The organism is Clostridium algoriphilum (assembly GCF_020443705.1).
In the GTDB taxonomy this organism is placed as follows: domain Bacteria; phylum Bacillota; class Clostridia; order Clostridiales; family Clostridiaceae; genus Clostridium_AD; species Clostridium_AD algoriphilum.
In genome coordinates this window covers 1-5,426 of the sequence record NZ_JAIZZK010000076.1, presented here as the reverse complement: position 1 = coordinate 5,426, position 5,426 = coordinate 1, and the positions used below count along the sequence as shown (strand labels likewise).

The following is a 5,426-nucleotide window of genomic DNA, read 5'->3' as shown; positions in this document are numbered from 1 at the left end:
ATTATGTGGACAAAAAACTGGCTCATGTTTTCAAAGATGCGTTGGGATGGATGCATTTAACTCTGAATTTAGTACTACTTATGAGATTGATAAAGCTTATGGAACCAACTATCATGAAAATTTTAAAAAGTTCTTAAAATATATTCATGAAAATGATTTTGTAGTAGATGGAGCAATGACAGATCCAAAAGGAGACAGAGGACTTTCAATAACAAAGCAAGAAGACCCAGATATGTATCTTCGCGTCGTTGAAAGAAGACCAGATGGTATTGTAGTAAGAGGGGCAAAGGCTCATCAAACTGGTATATGTAATTCTCATGAGGTTTTAGTTATGCCAACTATGGCTATGAAACCAAATGAAAAAGATTACGCAGTATCATTCTCAGTACCAACAAATACAAAAGGTATAATTATGATTCTTGGACGTCAATCTTGTGATACAAGAAAAAGCGAAGAAGGAGCAGATATAGATGTTGGTAATTACAACTATGGTGGAGTAGAAGCATTAACTATATTTGACGATGTATTTGTACCAAATGATAGGATATTCCTAAACGGAGAAACTGAATTTGCAGGAATGCTTGTTGAAAGATTTGCAGGATATCATAGACAAAGTTATGGTGGATGTAAAGTTGGTGTAGGTGACGTACTTATTGGAGCTACAGCACTTGCTGCAGAGTATAATGGAACTAGTAAAGTATCTCACATTAAAGATAAATTAATAGAAATGACTCACCTAAATGAAACACTATTCGCTTGTGGAATAGCATGTTCTGCAGAAGGCCATAAAACAGAGGCTGGTAACTATATAATAGATTTATTACTTGCTAATGTCTGTAAGCAAAATGTTACAAGATTCCCATATGAGATAGTAAGACTTGCAGAAGATATAGCTGGTGGCTTAATGGTTACTATGCCTGCAGATAAAGATTTTAAAGATCCAATAACTGGACCTTATCTTGAAAAATACTTAAAAGGTGTAGCATCCGTAACAACAGAAAATAGAATGAGAATATTAAGATTAATAGAAAACCTAGCACTTGGAACAGCTGCAGTTGGTTATAGAACAGAATCAATGCATGGCGCAGGTTCTCCTCAAGCACAAAGAATAATGATAGCAAGACAAAGCAATATGTCACATAAAAAAGCACTAGCAAAAGTGATAGCAAGAATTAAAGAATAAATTATAATATGAATGCATCTTCCATAATATGAACTCACTAAATATATATGAGGCTTATTCGCCTCATATATATTAATAAGAATGGAGTGATGATATGTTAGCTGAAATAGAAAAAATTCTTGAGAAGAATGTTAGACCAAAACTTGCAGATCACTATGGAAACGTTGAACTTGTTAGCGTCGTCGACGGAATAGTTGAGGTCAAGCTTTTAGGACAATGCAAAGGATGTCTATCTGCAAAATATACTATTGAGGATATAGTTGAAGCTGAACTTAAAAAAGAGATACCTGAAATAAAAAAGGTTGTACTAATAAATGAAGTAAGTGATGAATTATTAGATCAAGCTAGAAAAATTTTAAATAAACATAATAAATAGAAATAATGATAATTGGTATTAAATATTGTGGAGGCTGTAATTCAACATAAGATAGAATGGCAGCAGTGTCAAGATTAAAGGAATATTTGTGTAAGGTAATAAGAATGAAACCACAAAACAAGGAATTGTTTATAATATAGTTGTTATTTTATGTGGTTGCAGCAGTACTTGCGCAAGTCACCAAAATCTTGAAGCTAAATACGAAACAGTACGTATATATAGTGAAAAGATATTATTTACTTAATATTATAAACAAAATAAAGATTTTCTACTTGGGGAGAGTGGTTGGTATGAATTTAGAAGAAATTTACAAATCGAAGATTGTTACTGCAAAGCAAGCGGCAGAAAAAGTAAAGTCAGGAAACAGGGTAGTTATAGGACATGCGGTTGGAGAGCCAACAGCAGTTATAGATGCAATGGTAGCTAATTGTGAGGCTTATGAAAATGTTGAAATCTTGCATATGGTAGCAATGAACAAGGCTGAATATGCAAAACCTGGCATGGAAAAGCATTTTACACATAATTCATTATTTGTAGGTGGAAATACAAGGGAAGCAGTAAGCTCCGGAAGAGCAAATTTTACACCTTGCTATTTTTCAGAAGTTCCAAGCCTTTTTAAAGGGAAATTACCTGTAGATGTAGCACTTATTCAAGTTACACAACCAGATGAACATGGTTATTGTAGTTATGGTGTTTCTAATGATTATACAAAACCTTCAGCAGATTGTGCAAAATTAATAATTGCAGAAGTAAATAATCAAATGCCAAGAACTATGGGAGATTCCTTTATACATGTTTCTGAAATTGATTACATTGTAGAATACAATCATCCAATAGTTGAATTAAATCCTCCTAAAATTGGAGATGTTGAGAAGGCTATAGGAGAGCATTGTGCATCTCTAGTTGAGGATGGATCAACGCTTCAACTTGGAATAGGCGCTATCCCAGATGCAGTTTTATTATTCTTAAAAGACAAGAAGAACTTGGGAATCCATTCTGAGATGATTTCTGATGGAGTTGTTGAATTAGTTGAAGCAGGTGTTATTACCGGTAAGGCTAAAACTCTTCACACTGGAAAAATTGTTGTTACTTTTTTAATGGGTACTAAGAGGCTATACGACTTTGCTGATAATAACCCAATGGTTGAAATGTATCCTGTAGATTATGTAAATGATCCAACGGTAATTATGAAAAATTCAAAGATGATATCAATAAATTCTTGTGTGCAAGTAGATTTCATGGGACAAATAGCTTCAGAAAGTGTTGGATTAAAACAAATAAGTGGTGTTGGTGGCCAGGTAGACTTTATAAGGGGTTCAAACATGTGTAAGGATGGAAAATCTATTATTGCAATGGCGTCCACCGCAGCACATGGAACAATCTCTAAAATTCTACCACTTCTCGATGGAGGTTCAGCAGTTACAACTGGTAGAAATGATGTTAATTATGTAGTCACAGAATATGGAGTAGCGCAACTTAAGGGTGAAAATTTAAAAGATAGGGCTAGAGCTTTAATAAATATTGCTCATCCAGACTTTAGACCTTCACTTATAAAAGAATGGGAAAAAAGATTTAAAGCAAAATTTTAATATTATAGGTGGATAATTAATTGAAGAAGGTTAGTAAAACCTTCTTCAGCCACTGAAACAATTAGTAACTTGTAATAAGGTTTATAAATTGAATATAATTTTGGAGGTGCAATTTTGGCAAGTGAAAGAATAAGAAATGAAGAAATAATGAAAAAGGTTGTTTCCGCAGAGGAAGCAGCGAGTCTTATTAAAGATGGAATGGTTATTGGAGTAAGCGGATTTACACCATCAGGTTATCCAAAGGCTGTTCCTTTAGCTCTTGCACAGAGAGTTAAAGAGACTGGTGAGAAAATGAAACTCACATTATATACAGGCGCTTCTGTTGGCGCAGAAATAGATGGAGCTTGGTCTGAAGCTGGTATAATTTCAAGAAGAATGCCTTATCAGACTAACAGTGATTTAAGAAAGAACATTAACAAAGGGCTTACTGAGTATATTGATATAAATTTAAGTGTTATGCCTCAATTTGTGAATTATGGATTTTTACCCAAAGTTAATGTTGCTATTATTGAAGCATTAGCAATTACAGAGGATGGGAATATAATACCTACTACAGCAGTGGGGAATGCAGCTACATATATAGAAAATGCCGACATAATTATAGTTGAAGTTAATGAAAATCAGCCATTAGAATTAGAAGGCATTGCAGATATTTATACTTTAGAAAATCCTCCTTTTAGGAAACCAATTCCAATAACACATCCGGGAGATAGGATTGGAACAACTTATATACCTTGTAAAATTGAAAAAATTGCTGCGGTTGTAATGACAAATATGGCTGATAAAACAAGACCACTAAAAGCTATAGATGAAACTTCTAGAGCAATTTCAAAAAACTTAATTGGTTTTCTTGAGAATGAAGTTAAAGAAGGAAGACTTCCAGAAAATTTATTACCTTTGCAATCAGGCGTTGGTAGTGTAGCAAATGCAGTACTTGCAGGACTATGTGAATCAAATTTAAAAAATCTTACTTGTTATACAGAGGTAATACAGGATTCAATGCTTGACCTTATAAGATGTGGTAAAACCAAAATGGTTTCAGCTACTGCATTAAGTCCTTCACCAGATGGAATGAAAGCTTTTAGAAGAGACTTAGACAGTTTAAAAGATAAAATCGTATTGAGACCTCAGGAAATAAGCAATAATCCGGAAGTTATTCGAAGACTTGGGATCATTGCTATGAATACAGCACTTGAGGTTGATATATATGGTAATGTTAATTCAACTCATGTTATGGGTACAAAGATGATGAATGGAATAGGTGGTTCAGGAGACTTTGCATCTAACGCTTCTTTAACAATATTTACAACAGAATCTATAGCTAAGAAAGGTGATATATCTTCAATAGTTCCATTGGTTTCTCATGTGGACCATACTGAGCATAATGTTATGGTAATTGTAACTGAACAGGGAACTGCTGATTTAAGAGGAAAAAGTCCTAAGGAAAGAGCGCTTGCAATCATAAATAACTGTGCTCATCCTGACTATAGACCACAACTTTTAGAGTACTTTAAAAAAGCAGAATGTTGTGGTGGAAAGCATACTCCTCATGTATTATGTGATGCACTATCATGGCATATAAGATTTAATGAAACAGGTACAATGAAGGAAAAAGCATAACAGCTATTTTCTTTAATAATAAAATGTCAATAAAGATTAAGAGTTAAAAACGATATATTACAATAGGAGGAAAATAAAAATGGACAATAAAGAATATATAAATGAACTAATGGTTAAGGCAAGAACGGCTCAAGCTAGTATTGCAAATTATACTCAAGAACAGGTGGATGAATTAGTTAGAGTAATTGGTAAAGCAATATATGATAATGCTGAAGTACTTGCAAAAGAAGCAGTAACTGAAACAAGAATGGGAAATTATGAGGATAAGGTAGCTAAGAATAGAGGTAAGGCTATGGTTATATGGAACAGCCTAAAAGGTAAAAAGTCTGTAGATATCCTTGGACCTGAAGAAGGAAAAGAAGGAATATTATTAGTAGCAAAGCCAAAAGGGATTATATGTTCTATTACCCCAACTACAAATCCTATAGTTACACCTATGTGTAATGCTATGTTTGCTCTAAAAGGAAGAAACGCAATCATTGTAGCACCTCACCCAAGATCCAAGAATGCTGCAACACACGCTGTTAATTTAATGAATGAAGCATTGAAAAAATTAGGAGCACCAGAAAACTTGATTCAAGTAGTAGGTGAATCAGATAAACACATAGCAGCAGCATTAATGGCAGCTGTTGATGTAGTAGTAGCTACTGGTGGAATG

The 5,426-nt window shown here is 33.8% G+C and carries 5 protein-coding genes; all 5 read left to right on the top strand.

Annotated features, from left to right (window positions below; translation table 11 throughout):
- A partial coding sequence (locus tag LGK95_RS21715) for a 4-hydroxyphenylacetate 3-hydroxylase family protein (protein ID WP_226126988.1) occupies positions 1 to 1,183 on the top strand: 1,183 nt, incomplete at its 5' end.
- A gap of 94 nt (positions 1,184 to 1,277) precedes the next feature.
- Positions 1,278 to 1,559 carry a NifU family protein gene (locus LGK95_RS21710; RefSeq protein WP_226126987.1) on the top strand — a complete coding sequence of 94 codons (282 nt, stop codon included), beginning with the start codon at positions 1,278 to 1,280 and terminating at the stop codon, positions 1,557 to 1,559.
- Positions 1,560 to 1,849: 290 nt separating this feature from the next.
- A complete protein-coding gene (locus tag LGK95_RS21705; RefSeq protein ID WP_226126986.1) occupies positions 1,850 to 3,148 on the top strand; it encodes an acetyl-CoA hydrolase/transferase family protein in 1,299 nt (432 codons plus the stop codon).
- Positions 3,149 to 3,262: 114 nt separating this feature from the next.
- The gene (locus LGK95_RS21700) at positions 3,263 to 4,768 is read left to right on the top strand and encodes an acetyl-CoA hydrolase/transferase family protein (RefSeq protein WP_264174631.1); all 1,506 of its coding nucleotides are present in this window, start codon (positions 3,263 to 3,265) and stop codon (positions 4,766 to 4,768) included.
- A gap of 79 nt (positions 4,769 to 4,847) precedes the next feature.
- Positions 4,848 to 5,426, top strand: a 579-nt coding sequence (locus tag LGK95_RS21695) for an aldehyde dehydrogenase family protein (RefSeq protein WP_226126985.1), incomplete at its 3' end; no start/stop codon positions are given.

Bases quoted from the DNA above. Each gene is read 5' to 3' on its own strand.
- LGK95_RS21710 (WP_226126987.1), top strand. From the start codon at position 1,278: ATGTTAGCTGAAATAGAAAAAATTCTTGAGAAGAATGTTAGACCAAAA.
- LGK95_RS21705 (WP_226126986.1), top strand. From the start codon at position 1,850: ATGAATTTAGAAGAAATTTACAAATCGAAGATTGTTACTGCAAAGCAA.